Annotated in this window: 18 protein-coding genes and 1 pseudogene; 1 reads left to right on the forward strand and 18 read right to left on the reverse strand. The window is 72.5% G+C overall.

Annotated features, from left to right (window positions below; genetic code table 11):
- Positions 1-21: 21 nt before the first annotated feature.
- On the forward strand, positions 22-726 hold the full coding sequence (locus tag ABZS37_RS17205; RefSeq protein WP_355169998.1) for an LON peptidase substrate-binding domain-containing protein: 705 nt from the start codon (positions 22-24) through the stop codon (positions 724-726).
- Here the strand turns inward: ABZS37_RS17205 and ABZS37_RS17210 are convergent.
- The 18 genes and pseudogenes from ABZS37_RS17210 to ABZS37_RS17295 all read right to left on the reverse strand — a co-directional run bounded on the left by ABZS37_RS17210 (position 641) and on the right by ABZS37_RS17295 (position 18,423).
- Positions 641-1,462, reverse strand: coding sequence for a DUF2567 domain-containing protein (locus tag ABZS37_RS17210; protein WP_355169999.1), 822 nt, complete (start codon positions 1,460-1,462; stop codon positions 641-643). The genes ABZS37_RS17205 and ABZS37_RS17210 overlap by 86 nt on opposite strands.
- 56 nt (positions 1,463-1,518) lie before the next feature.
- Positions 1,519-3,195 carry an AAA family ATPase gene (locus ABZS37_RS17215; RefSeq protein ID WP_355170000.1) on the reverse strand — a complete coding sequence of 559 codons (1,677 nt, stop codon included), beginning with the start codon at positions 3,193-3,195 and terminating at the stop codon, positions 1,519-1,521.
- Positions 3,196-3,269: 74 nt separating this feature from the next.
- Entirely contained in the window at positions 3,270-4,298 is a 1,029-nt protein-coding gene (locus ABZS37_RS17220) for a hypothetical protein (RefSeq protein ID WP_355170002.1), read from the reverse strand.
- 42 nt (positions 4,299-4,340) lie between these two features.
- The gene (locus ABZS37_RS17225) at positions 4,341-5,285 is read right to left on the reverse strand and encodes an RluA family pseudouridine synthase (RefSeq protein ID WP_355170004.1); all 945 of its coding nucleotides are present in this window, start codon (positions 5,283-5,285) and stop codon (positions 4,341-4,343) included.
- Positions 5,282-5,899, reverse strand: coding sequence for a signal peptidase II (lspA, locus tag ABZS37_RS17230; RefSeq protein ID WP_355170006.1), 618 nt, complete (start codon positions 5,897-5,899; stop codon positions 5,282-5,284). The genes ABZS37_RS17225 and lspA overlap by 4 nt, the downstream gene beginning before the upstream one ends.
- 64 nt (positions 5,900-5,963) lie before the next feature.
- Positions 5,964-6,383 carry a TraR/DksA C4-type zinc finger protein gene (locus ABZS37_RS17235; protein WP_124770807.1) on the reverse strand — a complete coding sequence of 140 codons (420 nt, stop codon included), beginning with the start codon at positions 6,381-6,383 and terminating at the stop codon, positions 5,964-5,966.
- Between the two features lie 225 nt (positions 6,384-6,608).
- Positions 6,609-8,108 (reverse strand): potassium/proton antiporter, encoded by a 1,500-nt coding sequence (locus ABZS37_RS17240; protein WP_355170008.1) that lies wholly within the window; start codon positions 8,106-8,108, stop codon positions 6,609-6,611.
- 22 nt (positions 8,109-8,130) lie between these two features.
- Positions 8,131-8,436 (reverse strand): DUF167 domain-containing protein, encoded by a 306-nt coding sequence (locus tag ABZS37_RS17245; RefSeq protein ID WP_354994841.1) that lies wholly within the window; start codon positions 8,434-8,436, stop codon positions 8,131-8,133.
- Positions 8,437-8,447: 11 nt separating this feature from the next.
- Positions 8,448-9,230: a hypothetical protein gene (locus ABZS37_RS17250; RefSeq protein ID WP_355170010.1), complete on the reverse strand. Its 783-nt coding sequence runs from the start codon at positions 9,228-9,230 to the stop codon at positions 8,448-8,450.
- A gap of 80 nt (positions 9,231-9,310) precedes the next feature.
- Positions 9,311-10,120, reverse strand: a complete 810-nt coding sequence (locus ABZS37_RS17255) for a DivIVA domain-containing protein (RefSeq protein WP_354994843.1) — start codon at positions 10,118-10,120, stop codon at positions 9,311-9,313.
- 44 nt (positions 10,121-10,164) lie between these two features.
- Positions 10,165-10,470, reverse strand: a complete 306-nt coding sequence (locus ABZS37_RS17260) for a YggT family protein (RefSeq protein WP_354994844.1) — start codon at positions 10,468-10,470, stop codon at positions 10,165-10,167.
- Positions 10,471-10,500: 30 nt separating this feature from the next.
- Positions 10,501-11,190, reverse strand: a complete 690-nt coding sequence (locus ABZS37_RS17265) for a cell division protein SepF (protein ID WP_355170012.1) — start codon at positions 11,188-11,190, stop codon at positions 10,501-10,503.
- A 190-nt stretch (positions 11,191-11,380) separates the two neighbouring features.
- A complete protein-coding gene (locus tag ABZS37_RS17270) occupies positions 11,381-12,124 on the reverse strand; it encodes a YggS family pyridoxal phosphate-dependent enzyme (RefSeq protein ID WP_355170014.1) in 744 nt (247 codons plus the stop codon).
- A gap of 9 nt (positions 12,125-12,133) precedes the next feature.
- Positions 12,134-13,249 carry a cell division protein FtsZ gene (ftsZ, locus tag ABZS37_RS17275; RefSeq protein ID WP_355170016.1) on the reverse strand — a complete coding sequence of 372 codons (1,116 nt, stop codon included), beginning with the start codon at positions 13,247-13,249 and terminating at the stop codon, positions 12,134-12,136.
- Positions 13,250-13,494: 245 nt separating this feature from the next.
- The gene (locus ABZS37_RS17280; RefSeq protein WP_355170018.1) at positions 13,495-14,313 is read right to left on the reverse strand and encodes an FtsQ-type POTRA domain-containing protein; all 819 of its coding nucleotides are present in this window, start codon (positions 14,311-14,313) and stop codon (positions 13,495-13,497) included.
- Between the two features lie 137 nt (positions 14,314-14,450).
- Positions 14,451-15,890: pseudogene (gene murC / locus ABZS37_RS17285) on the reverse strand (UDP-N-acetylmuramate--L-alanine ligase); the annotation flags it as partial.
- Complete coding sequence (murG, locus tag ABZS37_RS17290; protein ID WP_354994850.1) at positions 15,887-16,993, reverse strand: undecaprenyldiphospho-muramoylpentapeptide beta-N-acetylglucosaminyltransferase; 1,107 nt, start codon at positions 16,991-16,993, stop codon at positions 15,887-15,889. The gene murG and the pseudogene murC, both read right to left, overlap by 4 nt.
- Complete coding sequence (locus ABZS37_RS17295) at positions 16,993-18,423, reverse strand: putative peptidoglycan glycosyltransferase FtsW (protein ID WP_355170129.1); 1,431 nt, start codon at positions 18,421-18,423, stop codon at positions 16,993-16,995. The genes murG and ABZS37_RS17295 overlap by 1 nt, the downstream gene beginning before the upstream one ends.
- Positions 18,424-18,653: the final 230 nt, after the last annotated feature.

An 18,653-nucleotide genomic window follows, 5' to 3' on the forward strand; every position in this document is an offset into this window, starting at 1 on the left:
AGATTGGTTAGGCTCGACCATGTGACCGCACGGCTGCCGGTGTTCCCGCTCGCAACGGTGCTCTTTCCCGGGTTGGTGCTGCCACTGCACATCTTCGAGGAGCGCTACCGAGCGCTGGTCCGACACCTTGTCAACCTGCCCGAGGGCGCCTCGCGCGAGTTCGGCGTGGTGGCCATCCAGGCCGGCTGGGAGGTCGCGTCCGCCGGTTCCGGCGCCCACACGACACCGAGCGTGGGCGAGGTCACCCTGCACGAGGTGGGCTGCACCGCCGAGCTGCGCCAGGTGACCGAGCTGGCCGACGGTGGTTTCGACATCGTCACTGTCGGCCGACGCCGTTTCCGGATCGCCGAGGTCGACGACAGCGCCACGCCCTACCTCACCGCCGACGTCGAGTGGCTGCCCGAGCCGGCCGGGACGGACGAGGTCGCCGACCTGCTGGCCGCCCGGGTGATCGCGGTGTTCCGGCAGTACCTTGGCCTGATCCGCTCCGACCCGGAGGAGATCTCCGAGCAACTGCCGGAGGACCCGACCGTGCTCTCCCACCTGGTGGCGGCGACCGCGGCGCTCACCGTCGACGACCGGCAACGGCTGCTGGCGATCGACGACACCGCCGCCCGGCTCCGCGCCGAGCTGCGGCTGCTCAACCGCGAGGCGGCCCTGCTGCGTCAGGTGCGGGCGGTTCCGGTGCCGCTGGCGGAGCTGGCGTCCCCGCCGACACCCAACTGAACCCCGCAGGGTCAGGCTCCGGGCGCAGCCCCGGCCAACGCGACCAGCCGGCCAGCAGGGTGTACATGATCGCGGCGCCGAACGCCGGCAGCAGCAGGCTGCCGTGCGGCACCGGCAGCACGCCGAGCAGCCAGTCGACCCCACCGGCCCGTAGGTCGGCGGGTTTGGTGAAGGCCTGCCCGGGCGGCGCGGTGGCCAGCAGCCGCTCGAAGGTGGCCAGGCCGACCCGCCGCCCCACCTGCCAGGCCACCGGCGCGGCGACCAACGCGCCGAGCACCGCGGCGAGCAGCCCGACGGGGCCGCGCCGCCGACGCAGCACGAACCACAGGGCGAGCGCCACCAGCAGCCCGAAGGCGAGCCCGAGCAGGCTGAACCACCCGTCCGCGGCGATCGGCTGCTCCGGTTGCGGCTCGGTGTAGATCGCCCCCTCGGCGGTCTTGAGCACCGGCGTGTCCGGCGCGAGCACGGCCCAGAGCAGCCCGAACGGCACACCCAGCACCGCCAGCGCGAGCACGGCGCCCAGCACCGTCGCCGCGACACGCAGCGGGCGACGCGGCTCGTCGAAGCTCAGCTCCAGCGAGCTCTGGTACGCCGTCGAGGGTGCGGCATCCGGCGGGTGAAGCTCGGCCGGCGAGTCAGGCTCGGCCGACGGCGGGGTCGCCCCCGACCGGCCGTGCGGAGCGGGCCGCTCGGGCTCGTCGGCGGGCCGCTCAGGGTCGGGGTTGTCCGGGCTCACCCGATGATCCTCTCAGGCCTGGTGCGGGGCCGGGGCCCCGGTGGCGGGAGACCCGCTCACCGTGCGAACGGCTCCACCATCATCGCCGCCGCCCGCAACCAGGCCTGCCGGGTCTCCGGCTGGAGTTGGTGGTACTCGATCGACGACCCGGTCTCCAGCGCCGGGTCGTACGGCACCACGGCCACGCCACGGGTACGGGTGGCGAAGTGCCGCTCCAGATCCTCCTGCAAAGCCGAGCGACCCGGGGTCGGACAGGAGATGAGGGTGATCGCGTTGTCCGCCAACTCGCCCATGCCCTCCTCGTGCAGCAGGTCGAGCATCCAGTCCGCGCTGAACGCCGCGTCCTCACGGGGCACGGTGGTCACCACCAACTGGTCGGCGGCCTGCATCACCGTGCGCCAGTTGGGGCTCTCCACGTTGTTGCCGGTGTCCACGCAGACCACGTCATGGGTGCGCCGCAGCAACTCCAGCACACGCCGGACGGTGAACTGGTCCAGTCGCTGGGCGAAGCGCGGGCTCTCCTCGCCGGCCAGCACGTCGTACGAACCGTCGGAGGCGTGCCGCAGGTAGTCGTCCAGCCGATCCAGCAGGGTCTCGCCCTCAAGGATCTCGATCTGGGCCAGGTCGGTGATCAGATGACGGATCGTCCGGGCGTGCCGGGCGCTGCCGGCGCGCAGCCCGAGGGTGCCGCGCAGCTCGTTGTCGTCCCAGGCCAGCACGCCCTGCCCGCGGACGCTGCCGACCGTGGCCGCGGCGAGCACGGTGGCGGTGGTCTTGTGCACCCCGCCCTTGGGGTTGGCGAAGGCGAAGACCCGGGGCGTGCCCAGGTCCCGCTGGAGCACCCCGTTGGCCCGCTCCTGCTCCTGGTCGACGCCCTGCGAGCGCCACTCGATACGGGCGGGATAGGCGCGCTCGGCGATCGCCGAGCCAACCGGAGGGGCGGGTGGCGGTGCGACGGGAGGGGCGGGTGGCGGTGCGACGGGCGGCGGTGCGACCGGCGGGGGCGGCGGCGCGGGCACCGGATAGCCGGTCTCCGGCTGGTAGCCGCGCTGCAGCAGGGCGTACCGCGACTCCACCGGCGGGTCGCCCGGCCGGTAGCCGTTGTCCAACAGGGCGTAGCGCGACTGGATCGGCTCGGGGCCGCGTGGTGGCGGCTCAGGCTCCGCCCGGTACGTCGGCTCCGCCCGATATTCCGGCGAGGCCCGATAGTCCGGCTCAACCCGATAACCCGGCTCCGCCCGGTAATCGGGCTCAGCCCGATAGTCCGGCTCGGCGCGGTAGCTCGGCTCAGCGGGGTAGCCCGGCTCAGCGGGGTAGCCCGGTTCGGCGCGATAGCCCGGCTCAGCGCGATAGCCCGGCTCGGTCCGGTACGCCGGCTCCGCCCGATATTCCGGCTCAACCCGATAGCCCGGCTCCGCCCGATAATCCGGCTCAGCCCGGTAGGCGGGGTCGACGCGGTAGGTCGCCTCGGCCCGGTAAGGGGGCTCCGCACCGTACGACAGCTCGGCCGGATGCCCGATGGCCGGCGCCCGCCCGGCGTAGCCGTTCGGGGCCGCACGCCGTGGCAGAGGATCCGGCGGCGCTTCGTCGGCACGCTGGTCCGACTCGGCCTGCTCAGCGCCGCGACCGCCCAGCCGGGCGCGGTCCAACAACGCGCGCCACCGCGGCGCTGGTTCGGCCGGCCGGCCCCAGCCGGTCTCACTGCCCTCCACGGCCCGCCCTCCCAGCGCCATCGATCTCCGTCTGACAGGCTACGAACCAAACCCTATTCGGACCACACCTCAGAACGCACACCAGCCGACGCAGATCACGACGACGTGGGCGCCGGCGGCTCGGCGCCGGTGGTGTCCGGGGAGGTGGTGACGCTCGGCGGTGCCGGCTCGGCGGGCTCCGCCGACGACGGTTCGGGTGACGGGATCGTCACGACCGGTGCGGGTTCCGACGATTCGCCCATCAACGCCGAGGGCATCGGTGCGGCCGGCGTCGGCTCCGACCGCCCGCCCGGGGTCGGCTCGGGGCTCGGCCCGGTGTCGGCCGGCGGGCGCACCACGTCGCGCTGCTCGGGCAGTGGCGGCGTGAAGACGGTGCGGTCCAGTCGGTACACCTCGGGGGCCGGGTCGACCGCCCGCACGTCCGGCCGGGCGGCCACACCGCGCAGCGCCACCGGCGTCGCCCGTACCACCGCCGCGTAGACACAGGCGCAACCCGCGCGGTACGCCTCCGCCTCGGCGGCGGCCACCTCAGCGCCGCTGGCGTACCGCTCACGCAGCTCCCGCTCGGGCGTACCAACACCGCTGACCGCGGCGGCTCTGGCCCGGTAGTCGGCGGCTTCGGTGTCCTTGCGGGCCGCCACCTGTGTCATCCCGGCGACCACGTCGTCCGGCACCCGCAACGCGGGAATCTTGACGATCTCGGTCTGACGCCCGGGCAGCGGAACCCGCCCGAAGACGGTCGAGACCGGCACGTCGCCGAGCACCGTCGCCAGACGCTGCGGCGGCAGGTACGCGTCCAGTGTGACCAGCGCATAGGTCCCGTCCCCGGCGGCCGGGGCGGTCGCGGGCAGCGCGGCCAGGTCGGCCGCGGCGGACCGCAGGTAGCCGGGGACGGAGTCGCCGTCGGTCACCCCTACCCGGGTCACCTCACCCACCGTCCGGTCGCCGACCGGAGTGTCGTCGGCGGCCCAGACCGCGGTGCCCAGCACCGCCGCAGCGGAGAGCACGGCGGCCCAGGTGAGCACCCCGGACCGCGCCGACCGGTCGCCCAGCCGGGCCACGGCCCGGGTCAGCGGCGGCAGCAGCCGCTGGTCCAGTTGCCGCAGCAGGTTGCCGGCGCGCACGGGCGGGATCCCCTCGTCGGATCGGTGTCGGGCGGTCGCCGCTCAGTCACGCAGGATCTGGAGCGCACGGTCCAGGTCGTCAGGGTAGTCGCTGACGAACCGGACCTCGTCCCCCGTTCGGGGGTGCAGGAAGCTCAGTTCGCGAGCGTGCAGCCACTGTCGGGCCAGGCCGAGGCGGGCCGAGAGGGTGGGGTCGGCGCCGTAGGTGAGGTCGCCCACGCAGGGGTGCCGCAGGGTGGAGAAGTGCACCCGGATCTGGTGGGTCCGGCCGGTCTCCAGTCGGACGTCGACCAGGCTGGCTGCCGGGAACGCCTCCAGCGTGTCGTAGTGGGTGATGCTCGGCTTGCCGCCGGAGACCACTGCCCAGCGGTAGTCGTGGGTGGGGTGCCGGTCGATCGGCGCGTCCACGGTGCCGCGCAGCGGGTCCAGGTGCCCCTGCACCACCGCGTGGTAGCCCTTGTCCACCTCGCGGTACTTGAAGGCCCGCTTCAACGCCGTGTACGCGTGCTCGCTCTTGGCGACCGCCATGATCCCGGTGGTGCCCACGTCGAGCCGGTGCACCACACCCTGCCGCTCGGCGGCGCCGCTGGTGGAGATGCGGTGCCCGATCGCGGCGAGGGCGCCGATCACCGTCGGGCCGGTCCAGCCCGGGCTGGGGTGCGCGGCCACGCCCACCGGCTTGTCCACCACCACGATGTCGTCGTCGGCGTACACCACGCGCAGGCCGGGAACCGCCTGCGGCACCACGGTCGGCGGTGCGACCGGCGCCGGCAGCGTGACGTCCAGCCACGAGCCGGCCTTGACCTTGTGCGAGTTGAGCCGGGCGGTGCCGTCGACCAGCGCGTCCCCGGCATCGATCAGGGCCGCGGCGGCGGTGCGGGAGAGCCCGAACAGACGGGACACCGCCTGGTCGAGTCGCATCCCGTCGAGGCCGTCCGGGACGGGCAGGGAGCGGTGGTCGCCGCCAGCGGCGAACGCGGAGGTCATGCCCGCTCCCTCTGGTCGGCACCGTGGGTGGCGGCGCTCGTGTCGGTGGGCTTGCCGTCGCGGCCGACCCGCTGGCCGTCACGCTGGCGGCCGGTCAGCTCCAGCAGCACGGCCAGCAGCACGCCGCAGACCAGCGAACTGTCGGCCAGGTTGAACACCGGCCAGACCTGGCCGTACGGGTCGAAGAGGCTGATCATGTCGACCACGTGCCCGTGGAAGGGGGAGGGTGCCCGGAAGATCCGGTCGACGAGGTTGCCCAGCGCGCCGCCCAGCACCAGGCCGAGGGAGATCGCCCAGGGCAGCGAGCGCAGTCGCAGTGCCATCCAGACGATCCAGCCGACCACACCGATGGTGATCAGCGGGAAGATCCAGGTGTGGTCCGCACCGATGCTCCAGGCGGCACCACTGTTGCGGGTCAGGCTCAGGTAGACGAGCCCGCCGAGCAGCCGGACAGGCTCCCGGTCGGTCAGCGCGGCCAGCGCGAGGTGCTTGGTGACCAGGTCGGCCAGCAGGGCCACCAGGGCGACTCCGGCGAGGATCGCGACGGCCCGGGGCCGGCGTTTGCCGCCGCCAGGGTCGGTGCGGCCGGGTTCGGCGGACGGTACTGCGGTCATGCGCTCCCCATCGACAATCTCGGCGGTGATCGCTCACCGTCTCATCACCGCCGGGGAACGGACCTCAGCGCCGCTCCTCCAGCTGCTTGCACGTCACACACTGGGTGGCCGACGGGAAGGCGGCGAGGCGCTCGACCGGGATCGGGTTGCCGCACCGCTCGCACCAGCCGTAACCACCCTCGTCGAGGCGCTCCAGAGCGCGCTCAACCTGCGTGATCCGTTCCAGAATGCTGTTGGCGAGAGAGATCTCCTGCTCCCGCTCGAGCGTCTTGGTGCCCGTGTCGGCCTGGTCGTCCCCAGCCGAGTCGGTCAGCCGATCGCGCTGCAGCTCGGTGATCTCACTCAGCGTCTGATCGTACTCGGCGCGAAGCTCGTCCCGCCGCGCCGCCAGCGCCGCCCGGATCTTCTCGGTCTCCGCCGTGCTGCGGGTGGCCTTCGCCACCGGCTTGCGCCCGGCGGTCCTGGTGTCGGCTGGCTTCGCCATGAGTCGCTCCCTCGGCCGGGGAGCCGCGCGGTCCGCGGCACCTGGTCAGGGGGCGCCGACCAAGGCGTCCCCCATGTACGAAAAGGGGCGCGCGGCGACGATGGCCGCGCACTCCGGAGGTTGGCAAGAATACGGAACGTACAGGCGTCCGACAACGTGCCGCACCGTCGTACCGCTTATCAGCCCCTAGCCTTGCCTAACTGGGGCAAAAGGAACGCTAGCAGATCAACCGACCACCTCATCCCCGTACTCACCAAACCATCGAGCCAGGCGACCCCGCCGGCTGACCGCCCGCAGCCGCCGTTCCGCGGCGTCCCGCACCCCGACGGTCGCCACGATCAACAGGCTGTCGCCGGTCTTCAGGCGGGTGTCCGGTGCGGGCACGAAGCCCACCCCGTCGCGCAGCACCAGGGTGACCGAGGCGCCCAGCGGGAGCCGCAGCTCGTCGACGTGCACGCCGGCCAACCGTGAGCCCGGCGGCACCTCCAACTGGAGCAGGTCGGCCCGCATCCGCTCCAGCGGCGCGGTCTCCACATGAATCTCGGCGGCCTCGGCCGGGGCGGTGACCCGCAACCAGCGGGCGAACGGCCCCAGCGTCCCGGTCTGCACCAGCGTGAAGATCACCACCAGCACGAAGACCACATCGAAGAGGCGCTCCGCGCCGGGCACCCGCTCGGAGAGCGGAATGGTGGCCAGCACGATCGGCACCGCCCCGCGCAGCCCGGCCCAGGACAGGAACGCCTGTTCTCGGAGGCCGACCCGGAACGGCAGCGCCGAGACGGCCACCGACAGCGGCCGGGCCAGCAGCACCAGCGCCAGCCCCGCGACCACCGCAGGCAGCACCGCCGCGTCCAGTCGGCCCGGCGAGACCAGCAACCCGAGCAGCACGAACAACCCGATCTGGGCGAGCCACGCCAGCCCGTCCGCGAAGCCGAGAATCGCCTGCCGGTGTGACAACCGGGCATTGCCGAGCAGCACCCCGGCCACGTAGACGGCGAGGAACCCCGAGGCGTGCAGCACCGCGCCGGCGGCGTACGCCAGCACGGTGATGCCCACCGCGGCGATCGGATAGAGCCCCGCCGAGGGCAACGCGGCCCGGCGCAGCGCCCAGGTGCCGGCGACGCCCGCCCCCACGCCCACCGCCGCACCGACACCCAGCTCGTAACAGACCAGCCCGACCTCGTACCACCACGGGTGCGACCAACCCTGATGGGACAGCAGCACCACCAGGAGCACCACCGGGGCGTCGTTCATGCCCGACTCGGCCTCCAGCGTCGCCACCAGCCGGGGCGGGAGCCGCAGCCGACGCAGGGTGGCGAAGACGGCCGCCGCGTCGGTGGACGAGAGCACCGCGCCGTAGAGCAGGGCCAACCGCCAGTCCAGCCCCAGCAGCAGGTGCACGGCGACACCGACCACCACGATGCTGACGACCACGCCGAGCGTGGAGAGCGCGGAGGCCAACCCGAGCACCGGGCGCAGGGTGGTCCACCGGGCGGTGAGGCCGCCCTCGGCGATGATCACGATCAGCGCGCAGAAGCCGAGGGCCCGGGTCAGCTCGACGTCGTCGAAGCGGATGCCCAGCCCACCCTCGCCGATCGCCACGCCCAGCGCCAGATAGACCAGGAGGCTGGGCACGCCGAGACGCGTGGAGAGCCGGACCGCACCGACCGCGACCAACAGCACGGCCGCACCGAGCAGCAGCGCGATATCCAACCCGGGCGTCACGGTTGCCTGGCCCGGGCGTTCCTCACTCGGCGGATCCGTCGCGCAGTCGGCGCAGCACCTCGGACAGCTCCGGGCCGGGCCGATCGACGAGGAAGAGCTTGTCCCGACTGGCCGCGCCGGCACGCAGTGACACCGCGGCGGGTCGAACGCCCAAGGCGCCGGCCAACGCCCGGCGGGCCGCCTCGGTCGCCCGACCGTCGACGGCCGGGTCGTGCACCGCGATCACGAGGGCGGGCCCGTGCGGGCCATCGAAGCGGCCACCCACCCGGTCCCGGGAGGCGCCGGGCTTCACCCGTACCGCCACCGTGAGCGTGTCCTGGGCGGGCACCGGTGCCCGCTTCAGATCGGCCGGGCGTCGGCGAGCAGGACGGTGGCTGGCGCGCACTGCGCGCACGGAGTGAAACCGAGCTCGACGGCCTCGGCGACCGGCAGCGTCTCGGCCACCCGGCCAAGCAGGTGCGGGCAGTTGGCGAGGTGGTAGCGGGGGCGACCGTCCACCACCTCGACGGCATCGGGCAGTCGAGCCACCCGGGCCGCCTCGGCGGGAGTGACCGGCTGCTCCGCCGGCTCCTCGGCTGCCTGCGCACCGAAGCCGGAGGCGCCATCGGTCGACGCCGCGAACGGCGACGCCGGGCTGACGGGCCTGGCGCGAGAGGAGCCGTCGTCGGTCGGAGTCACGAAGGGCGAGCCCTGGTCAACTGGCGACCCCTGGTCGAACGGCGGCGCATCGTCGACGCGCGGGTCGAAGGGCGGCGCATCGTCGAAGGGCGGCGCATGGTCGACCGACGGCGCGGGTGGTTGCCGCCACCCGGTGCCGCCGGTACCGACCGTCGTGGGCATGTGCTGGACCGGCACCTCCGGCTCGACCAGCGGTGGCCCGTACGCGACACCCGGCGTGGCCTGGCTGGCCGTGCGGGGTGCGTCGGGGTGCCGCCAGCCGGTCCGGCCGGGGTCCGCCGTAGCGCGGTTGGCGGCTGCCTGGCGGGCGCCCACCACCAACGCCACGGCGGCCAGCAGACTGGCCGCGATGGAGATGATCAACATGAAGCTGGAACCGCCGGCCAGGCCGAGCACCAGCAGGACCACCGCGACGAGGATGAGCAGGAGACTTGCGACTATCACGGCTCACCCCCGCCGCGTCGTACCGTCCAGTTGAGGCCGGCGACCGTCACCATTGGCGGACAACGATCGCCGGCTGGTGCTCAGCGTCCGGCTTCGAGGGCGCCGGAGCGCCCGCCGCCGCCGTACGAACCGGCGAGACCCGCAGCGGCCAGACCGTTGCCGCCAGCGACCCGGCCTGCCTCGGAGCGGGTCATCTCCGCCTCAAGGCCCTGGCCGCGACCGTCGAGGTCACGCAACTGGCTCTCCAGGTATGCCTTGAGCCGGGTGCGGTACTCGCGCTCGAACTGCTTGAGCTCTTCGATGTGCTTCTGCAGCGCCGTGCGCTTGGCGTCCAGGCCGCCCATGGCCTCCTGGTGCCGCTGGCGGGCGTCCCGCTCAAGGGCGTCAGCCTTCGCGCGCGCCTCCCGGGTCACCTCCTCGGCCTTGCCACGGGCCTCGGACAGCAGCTGGTCGGCCTCGCGGCGAGCGTCGGACACGTGGTCGTCGGCGGTGCGCTGGGCCATCATCAGCACGCGCAGGGCCTGCTGCTCACCGTCACCGGTGGCACCGCCGGCCGGGCCGCCGGTCGCACGGACCTGCTCCAGCTCGGCCTGCATCGCGCGGGCAGCCTGCTCGGCCGCCGACTTGTCGCGCTGCACCCGGTCCAGCTGGGCCTTGACGTCATTGAGCTCCGCCGCCAGTCGGGCGTCGCCGCCGGGGCCGGCGGGGGCACCGCCACGGCCGCCGCGCTCCACCTGGGCGCGCAGCTCGTTGTTTTCCTCGATGAGACGGGCGAGCTCGCGCTCAACCTCGTCCAGGAAGGCGTCGACCTCCTCCTCGTCATACCCCCGCTTGCCGATCGGCGGCTTTTTGAAGGCGACGTTGTGGACGTCGGCCGGGGTCAGCGGCATCGAAACTCCTCGGGTCAGTTGCGGCCGCGAAAGCGCGTCGGTCATCAGGCAGATGCCCTGATCGACGGCCCTAACACGAACTCCATCAGCACGAACAGGATAACCAGGAGCACAAGGGAGGCCAGGTCGATGCTCACGTTACCAATTCGCAGCGGAGGGATCACACGCCTCAACGCGTTGAGAGGGGGATCAGTGACGCTCCACACGGATTCCAATCCTGCCGATGCTCCACGCCCCGGTTGCCAGCGACGGCCGTACTGCAGGACGGCGCTCAACACGAACCGGGACAGAAGAACGAGCAGGAAGACATAAAGGATCAGGTACAGCACTTGCAGTAAGATCGACAACACGGTCAGCGACGTCCCTCGGGTCGGGCGGGGTCAACTCAAACTGAAAAAGCCGCCCTCAGCGATCTTGGCCTTGTCCTCTGCGGTGACCTGGACGTTAGCCGGTGAGAGCAGGAACACCCGATTGGTCACGCGCTCGATCGTACCGCGCAGGCCGAACGCCAGACCGGCAGCGAAGTCCACCAGACGGCGGGCATCGGCCTCATCCATCTCGGTGAGATTGATGATCACCGGAACACCGTCGCGGAAGTGCTCACCGATGGTGCGCGCCTCCCGGTAGGTGGTCGGGTGCAGCGTGGTGATCTGGTAGCGCTGCTCCTCCTCGGGCATCGCCCGCTCACGCGACGTGACCTGCGGCGCGAGGGCCAGATTGTCCCGGGTGTGGTAGGTCAGCGCGCCGGAGGTCTCGCCAGCCGACGACCGGGTGATCGACCGCACGCTGGACCGCTCGGCCCGTTCCGGACGCTCGCCGTCACCACGCTCGGACTCGCTCAACCGCCCGTTCCGCTCGGAGAGCCGACCCCGCTCACTGGCGCGCGGCCGGGGAGCCGGCGGCTCCTCGGCATCGTCCTCGTCCTCGTCGGCGAACTCCTCGGCGTACCGGCTCTGCCGGTAACGCGAGTCGCGGTAACCACCCTTTTCGTAGCCACCGTCGTCGTAGGCCCGCTCGTCGTCTTCTTCGACCAGACCGAGCCAGACCCCCGCCTTGCGCAGTGCACCCATCCCGCGCCCTTCCGTCCGCCGTGCGGCACGCGCCCCCGTGCCGTGTCGCCCGTCGCGAGTGGACAACCATGCCCATCGGACCGGAACGGCAATCCCCCGGCGCGCGATTCGCGTCGCACGCCACGACCCCCGACTAGGAGACGCCGCCCCTGAAACAACACTGATGTAATTTGCTTGTCTCGCGGTCAGGCTACCGCAGCGTGGGACGCATTCCGAGCAACGCGCTACCGACGCGGACATGTGTCGCGCCGTATCGGATCGCGATTTCGAAATCTCCGCTCATCCCCGCGGACAGCGCGGTCGCTCCCGGATGGACCGCCCGAAACGCCTCGGCAACCTCGGCGAGTCGTGCGAAGGCCCGATCCGGCTCCCAACCCAGCGGCGCCACCGCCATGAGACCGGCCAGTCGCAACCCCGGCGCGTCGGCCACCGCTTCGGCCACCGGCTCCAGCCCGGCCCCCGGGTCGGCCGAGCCGGGCAGCGCACCGCCTCGGGCCACGTCGCCGTCGATGCTCACCTGCACCATGGCGTCCAGGGGCGACTCCCGGTCGACGGCCGCGGTGGCCAACGCCCGGGCCAGCCGAACACTGTCGACGGAGTGCACCACGTCGGCGTACCGGACCACCGAGCGGGCCTTGTTGCGCTGCAGCTGGCCGATGAAGTGCCAGCGAGGGCTCACCCCGGCAGCCGCCACCTCGGCGGCCTTACCGGCCGCCTCCTGGTCGCGGTTCTCCCCCATGTCGGTCACCCCGAGCCCGGCCAGCGCCACCACGTCGCTGGCCGGGTAGGTCTTGGTCACCGCGATCATCGTGACCTCGGCGGCATCCCGACCGGCCTCTTCGCAGGCGTGGGCGATCCGGGACCGGACCTGAGCCAGGCCGGCCGCGAGTTCGGCGCGCCGGTCCGGTCGTACCGCGGCTGAGCTGTCGGTCATCGGCGGTGCTCAGGACCCGTTCTTGAGGAAGTCGGGAACGTCCACGTCGTCGAAGAGCACCCGACGGGGCGACTGGGCCGGAGCCGGCATGGTGGCCGGAGCCGGCACCGGGGTGCTCTGCTGCGCCGGCTGGTTGGTGTTGGTCTTGCGGGTCGGCTCGGCCGCCTTGTACGCGGGCGTGCCACCGTCGAAGCCCGCCGCGATGACCGTCACCCGCACCTCGTCGCCGAGCGCGTCGTCGATGACCGCGCCGAAGATGATGTTGGCGTCCGGGTGGGCCGCGTCGGTGACCAGCTGGGCAGCATCGTTGATCTCGAACAGGCCCAGGTCGGAGCCGCCGGCGATGGAGAGCAGCACGCCGCGTGCGCCGTCCATGCTCTGCTCCAGAAGCGGGCTGGAGATGGCCGCCTCGGCCGCCTCGACCGCGCGATTTTCCCCGCGGGCGCTGCCGATGCCCATCAACGCGCTGCCGGCACCGCTCATCACGCTCTTGACGTCGGCGAAGTCCAGGTTGATCAGACCCGGGGTGGTGATCAGGTCGGTGATGCCCTGCACGCCCGAGAGCAGCACCTGGTCGGCGGTGCGGAACGCGTCCATCATGCTGATGTTGCGGTCACCCAGGGCCAGCAGCCGGTCGTTCGGAATGACGATCAGCGTGTCGCACTGGTTGCGGAGTTCGTCTATTCCCGTCTCGGCCTGCACCTGGCGGCGCTTGCCCTCGAAGGAGAACGGTCGGGTCACCACGCCGATGGTCAGTGCGCCGAGCTTGCGCGCGATGTTCGCCACCACGGGGGCGCCGCCGGTGCCGGTGCCGCCGCCCTCGCCGCAGGTCACGAAGACCATGTCGGCGCCCTTGAGCACCTCTTCGATCTCGTCGCGGTGGTCCTCGGCGGCGTTCTTGCCGACGTCCGGGTTGGCCCCGGCCCCCAGGCCGCGGGTCAGCTCACGGCCGACGTCGAGCTTGACGTCGGCGTCACTCATCAGCAGCGCCTGGGCATCGGTGTTGATCGCGATGAACTCGACGCCCTTGAGCCCAACCTCGATCATCCGGTTGACGGCGTTGACGCCGCCACCCCCGATGCCGACGACCTTGATGACCGCCAGGTAGTTGTGCGGAGGTGTCATCTCCGGTCCTTTCCTTCGAGATTGGCTTCGGCCGACCGGGTACGGCGTGGCCAGCCCAGTGGCCGACGACAGCTGTCACCAGCGAGGATCAGAGGTGAACCCTCACCCTCTACTAGAGGCTTACAGTTATGTCAACCACTGATCCTCTTCGGGGCAACGTAAGCGCCGCCGCGCGATGAGCCAAGGACCCGCCCGGCGTGTCGCCGACCGGAGCGCGACGGGTCACGTCTCCGCACGCTCCCCGGTCAGCGGAAGGTCACCACGTCCGGCGCGCTCACGTCGATCCGATCCGTGTCCTCATCGAGCAGTGCGGTGGCCACCCGAGCCTTGTCCGTACCCCGGGTCGCGTCACCCCAGACCACCGTCCGGTCCCCCCGCAGACGCAGGCTGATCCGGGCCAACCCCTCCACACTCACGTCCACCAGCTCCGCACGGAGCTGCGGGGTCAGCGCGACGAGCACCTCCAGCGCGGCCCGGGTGCCCGGGTCGTCGGCGGCCGGACGGACCACCGTCACCTGCGGCAGCCCGGCGGGGCGTCGGTCCACCGTCCGGAACGCCACCCCGGTCCGGTCGATCAGGGCGAACGCCTCCCCCTGCGGCACCGCCGCCACGGGGGTCCGCTCGGTCACCCGCACCACCAGCGTGCCGGGCCAGTCCCGGGACACCGTGGCCCGCTCCACCGGCGGCAGCGCGCCGACCCGGCGGGCGGCGGCGGCCAGGTCGACCCGGGCCAGGGGCACCCCGTCGGGCACCCCCACCGCGTCGCGCACCTGCACCGGAGTGACCAGCTTGGCGCCCTCCACCGTCACCTCACGGACCCCGAACAGCCCGGTGCCGAGCACCGTCCAGGCGACCAGCCCGGCCAGCGCGAGCACCCCGGCGGCCACCGCCCACGGCAGCGCCGCCCGCATGCGACGCTGCCGGGCACGCGCCATGAACCGGCGGGTCGAGGGCGGTACCGCGTCCCGTCCCGCCCGGACCAGCTGCCAACGCCGAGCCGGACCGCGGCGCGGAGCGCCGCCGTCGGCGGCGCTGGTCCGCCCTCGGGCCGGGCCGGGACTCATCCGGCCGCGGGCGCCGTGCCGCCGGGTGCGGCGGTGCCACCGAGGGCAGCTCCGTCGCCGCCGGCCGTGGCTCCACCGGGCACCGGATCACCGATCACCGGGGCGGTGGCCACCGGGGCGGTGGCCACCGGGTCGACGGTCCCGGTCGGTGCGGAGCCGGCGGTACGCTCACCCAGGGCGGCCAGCAGTTCGTCACCCATCAGCGAGATCGGCGGGGCGCCCATGGTCACCACCACGTCCCCCGGGCGGGCCCGACGGGCCACCTCGACCGGCGCCGCCTCCCACGAGTCGACGAAGACCTTGCGGTCCGCGGGCAGCGCCACCGCCTCGATCAGCGCCGCCGAGCCCTCGCCGGGCTGGCGCAGCTCACCCGGCCCGAAGACCTCCAGCAGCACCACCTCGTCGGCGATGGCCAGCGCCTCGGCGATCTCCGCCTGCGAGTCGCGGGTGCGGTACAGCCGGTAGGGCTGGAAGACGACGATCAGCCGCCCCTCCCCGGCCACCTCGCGCAGCGTCTGCATCGCCAACGTCATCGAGGTCGGGTGGTAGGCGTACTCGTCGTAGACCAACACACCGTCCGCGGCACCCTTGCGCTCGAAGCGCCGTCGCACACCGGGGAAGACCGCCAGGGCGGCCTCCGCCGCCTCCAACGGCAGTTGCAGCAGGTACGCGGTCAGCACCGCGGAGGCGCTGTTCAGCCCCATGTGCCGCCCCGGCACGGGCAGCCGGAACTCGCCCAGCGACCGGCCGTCGATCGCGGCCAGGTAGCGCACACCACGCGCGGAGGAGACGACCTCGGTCAGCCGCAGGTCGGCGTCGGCCGCCTCGCCGTACGTGAACACCCGCCGTCCCTCGGCGCGCAGGGTCTCGGCCAGCCGCCGACCGCCCGGGTCGTCGGCGCAGGTGATGATGAACCCGTCCGGGTCGGTGAGGCGGGCGAACTCCACGAACGCCGCTTCCAGCGTCGCGTAGTCGCCGTAGGTGTTCAGGTGGTCCGCCTCGACGTTGGTGATGATCGAGACGTACGGGCGGTAGATGAGGAACGAGCGGTCGCTCTCGTCCGCCTCGACCACGAAGTGCTCGCCGGTGCCGTGGTGGGCGCCCGAGCCGACCTCGGAGATCTCCCCGCCGATCACGAAGGACGGATCCACACCGGCCTGCTGGAGCACCATGGTCACCATCGAGGTGGTGGTGGTCTTGCCATGCGTGCCGGCGACCGCCACCGCCCGGCGGCCGGTCATCGCCGCGGCGAGCGCCTCCGACCGGTGCAGCACCCGCAGGCCGCGCCGACGCGCCTCGACCAACTCCAGGTGGTCCTGCGGAATGGCCGAGGAGTAGACGACGGTGTCCACACCGTCGAGGTTGGTCGCCTCGTGGCTGAGGTAGATGGTGCCGCCGAGCGCCCGCAGCCCCGCCAGCGAGGGCCACTCACGCAGATCGCTGCCGGAAACCCGGATGCCCCGGGTGAGCAGCAGCCGGGCCACGCCGAGCATGCCCACCCCACCCACTCCGATCAGGTGAACGGCACCCAGGTCCTCGGCGGTGAGCGTGCCGGCCGGGGTGAACTGCGCGGTCATCGGGCCACCGCCTCGATCACGAAGGAGCGCAGCGCCTCGTCACCGTCGCGCCGCCCGTACGCCGACGCGGCGGCGCCCATCGCGTACAGCCTCTGCGGGTCGCGGATCAGCGGAATGACGGTGCGCTCCAACCAGTCCGGGGTGAGCTCCGCGTCGTCGACCAGCAACCCGCCGCCGGCCTCCACCACGGGCAGCGCGTTGCGCTTCTGCTCCTGGTTGCTGTGCGGGTACGGCACGAAGATCGTGGGCAGCCCGATCGCGGCCACCTCGGCCACGGTCATCGCCCCGCCCCGGGCCAGCATCAGGTCGGCGGCGGCGTAGCCCAGCTCCATCTCGGACAGGTACGGCAGCGTCACGTACGGCACCGGCAGGTCGGTGGGGATCGGCACCGGCTCGTTGCGGGCGCCCATCACGTGCAGCACCTGCACGCCGTTGCGGGCCAGCTCCTTGGCCGCCCCGGAGACCGCCAGGTTGATCGAGCGGGCGCCCGACGAGCCGCCGGCGACGAAGAGCACCGGCAGGTCCGGACGGAGCCCGAAGTGGGCGCGCGCGGCGTTGCGCAGCGCGTAGCGGTCCAGCGCGGCGATGGAGCGGCGCAGCGGCACCCCGACCACGGTGGCGTCGCGCAGCGCCTCAGCCTGGCTGGGCTGGTGCGGGAAGCCCACGGCGATGTTCTTGGTGAACTTCATGCCCAGTCGGTTGGCCACGCCCGGCGGCACGTTCACCTCGTGGATCACCATGGGCAGCTCCCGGCGCCAGGCGGCCAGATAGGCCGGCACCGAGACGTACCCGCCGAAGCCGACGACCACGTCGGCGCGTACCTCGTCGATCACCTTGCCCGCGGCGCGGGCCGCGGTCCACATCCGGCCCGGCGTACGGACCAGGTTCATGTTGACCGACCGGGGCAGCTGGTACGCCGGGATCTGCCGCAGCTCGTAGCCCTGCGGCGGGATCAGCTCGTTCTCCATGCCCTTGGGTGTGCCGAGGCAGGTGATCCGGACGCCCGGGTCGTGTCGGCGCAGGCAGTCGGCGAAGGCGAGCAGCGGGTAGATGTGTCCCCCGGTGCCACCTCCCGCGAGCACCACCGAACGCAGCGGACCCATCAGCGTCTCCTCTCGCTCGCCGTACCCTTGCGGCTCCGGTCCTGTCGGACCCCGCGCGGCACGGCCTGATCGTCGTGGCGCCGCTCGCGGGACCGGGGCACGGACCCTCGGCCAGCGGGCGGCGTCGCCGCTCGGCGGCGCCGGCCGGGAAGCGGCGGCAACGGGGCCCAGAGTAGTCGGACCCACCGGGCCGGCGGACGGGCATGCAGTGCTCTGGCCGCATCGGGTTCGGCGCGGGCGAAGGACGCGAGCATCCCGATCCCGGCCAACGTCACGACCAGGGCACTTCCGCCGTCGGAGATGAACGGCAGCGGCAGGCCGGTGATCGGCAGCAGCCCGACCACCCCGCCGATGTTGATCACGGCCTGGCTGACCAGCCAGGTGGTAACGGCGGCGGCGGCGAGCCGGCGGAACGGGTCGTCGACCCGCCGGGCGATCCGCAACCCGGTGTACGCGAGGACCGCGAAGAGGCTGAGCACCACGACACACCCGATCACGCCCAACTCCTCGGCGATGATCGCGAAGATGAAGTCGTTGTGCGCCTCGGGCAGCCAGTCCCACTTCAGGCTGCCCTTGCCCAGCCCGACACCGAACCAGCCGCCGTGCTCGATGGCCAGTCGACCCTGGTAGAACTGGAGGCAACCGTCGAGCTTGCACGTCTCCGGGTCCGGCGGGCTGAGAAAATTGGCCAGCCGGGCAAAGCGGTAGTTCTCCTGGCCGCGCTCGCCGGAGCCGGCACCCAGCGACGCCACCGCGATGAGCAGGCCGACACCGAGCAGACCGACCACCGTCAGCGCGCCGAAGACCCGCATCCGTACGCCGGCGGCCCAGAGCAGGCCCACCACCAGGGCCAGCAGGCAGAGCATCGTGCCCACGTCGTTGTAACCGACCAGGACGAAGAGCAGGCCCATCACGGGGAAGAGCGGGGTGGCCAACTCCCGCCACCAACCCAGCGCGGCGCCCTTGCGGGCGATCAGGTGCGCGCCCCACAACACCAGCGCGAACTTGGCCAACTCGGAGGGCTGCACCTGGATCCCGCCGATGAACAGCCAGAGCAGCCGCGCCTCGATCGGGCCGACCTGCGCCGACTTCTGGCCGCTCAGCCGAGCGTAGGCCAGCAGCAGGTTGAGCAGCAGCAGCAGCGCGATCGAGGTGAACAGCAGCGGCCGGCCCAGCGATCGGTAGGTGCTGGCGGGCAGGCGCTGGCAGACCCAGAACGCCCCGATGCCGATCACCGCGAAGATGGCCTGCTTGGTCACCGAGGCCGAGGCGTTGCCGTCCTCGGCGTAGTCCTTCACGCTGGTCGCCGAGAAGACCATGGTCAGCCCGATCAGCAGCAGCAGGCCGGCGCTGGACATCAGCAGGTAGTACGAGGCCAGCGGCCGGTCCAGCAGGCCGCGCAGCGCGGCGAGCCCGCCGGCCGCGTCCATCCCGCGCACGGCGATCAAGCCACCGGTCGTGGGCTCCTGCGGTGGTGGTTCGGATCCCGGCTGGGCGGACCCGCCGGGCCGCGGGCTGGCCTTGGCCTCCGCCACCGGATCACGCACCGATCGTGTCGCGCCGGCCGCGTTGGTGCGCTGTTCCTCCCCCATCTGCCCATCATCACCGCTCTGCCCGGATGCGCCCACCGCAACGCCCCTCTCGGCGTGTCGCCGTCGCC

Origin of the sequence: Micromonospora sp. NPDC005413 (genome assembly GCF_040606435.1) — a bacterium.
Classification (GTDB): domain Bacteria; phylum Actinomycetota; class Actinomycetes; order Mycobacteriales; family Micromonosporaceae; genus Micromonospora.

Coding starts and splice junctions, on each gene's coding strand:
- ABZS37_RS17215 (WP_355170000.1), bottom strand. CDS start 3,195: ATGGCGCTGGGAGGGCGGGCCGTGGAGGGCAGTGAGACCGGCTGGGGC.
- ABZS37_RS17225 (WP_355170004.1), bottom strand. CDS start 5,285: ATGACCTCCGCGTTCGCCGCTGGCGGCGACCACCGCTCCCTGCCCGTC.
- lspA (WP_355170006.1), bottom strand. CDS start 5,899: ATGACCGCAGTACCGTCCGCCGAACCCGGCCGCACCGACCCTGGCGGC.
- ABZS37_RS17235 (WP_124770807.1), bottom strand. CDS start 6,383: ATGGCGAAGCCAGCCGACACCAGGACCGCCGGGCGCAAGCCGGTGGCG.
- ABZS37_RS17255 (WP_354994843.1), bottom strand. CDS start 10,120: ATGCCGCTGACCCCGGCCGACGTCCACAACGTCGCCTTCAAAAAGCCG.
- ABZS37_RS17265 (WP_355170012.1), bottom strand. CDS start 11,190: ATGGGTGCACTGCGCAAGGCGGGGGTCTGGCTCGGTCTGGTCGAAGAA.
- ABZS37_RS17270 (WP_355170014.1), bottom strand. CDS start 12,124: ATGACCGACAGCTCAGCCGCGGTACGACCGGACCGGCGCGCCGAACTC.
- ftsZ (WP_355170016.1), bottom strand. CDS start 13,249: ATGACACCTCCGCACAACTACCTGGCGGTCATCAAGGTCGTCGGCATC.
- ABZS37_RS17280 (WP_355170018.1), bottom strand. CDS start 14,313: ATGAGTCCCGGCCCGGCCCGAGGGCGGACCAGCGCCGCCGACGGCGGC.
- murG (WP_354994850.1), bottom strand. CDS start 16,993: ATGGGTCCGCTGCGTTCGGTGGTGCTCGCGGGAGGTGGCACCGGGGGA.
- ABZS37_RS17295 (WP_355170129.1), bottom strand. CDS start 18,423: ATGGACGCGGCCGGCGGGCTCGCCGCGCTGCGCGGCCTGCTGGACCGG.